The sequence below is a fragment of the Streptomyces sp. SP18CS02 genome (assembly GCF_036322365.1).
In the GTDB taxonomy this organism is placed as follows: Bacteria; Actinomycetota; Actinomycetes; order Streptomycetales; family Streptomycetaceae; genus Streptomyces.
Genome location: NZ_JAQYXC010000206.1, coordinates 1 through 264, shown reverse-complemented (window position 1 = coordinate 264; position 264 = coordinate 1). Strand labels below are relative to the sequence as shown.

1 pseudogene is annotated in these 264 nt (G+C 78.8%); it reads right to left on the bottom strand.

Annotation, left to right across the window (positions count from 1 at the left end):
- Positions 1-264: pseudogene (locus PUR26_RS02050) on the bottom strand (serine/threonine protein kinase); the annotation flags it as partial.

Here is a 264-nt window from a genome sequence, read left to right as displayed (position 1 = left end):
GCCGTGCCCGCGGCCGTCCCGGCGTCCGTCCCCGCGGCCGCGCCCGCGTCGGTACCCGCGGTGGTCCCGGCGTCGGTACCGGTGCTGGTACCCGCGTCCGTGCCCGTGCTCGTCCCGGCGTCGGTACCGGTGCTGGTACCCCCGTCCGTGCCCTCGGTGGTGCCGGGGGACGAGGGCGGGTCGTCGGACGGCGTCGGGGCGTCGGTCTTGGGCGTCGAGGGCGTGTCACGCGACGGCGGACGGTTCCAGTCGCCGTTGCCGCCG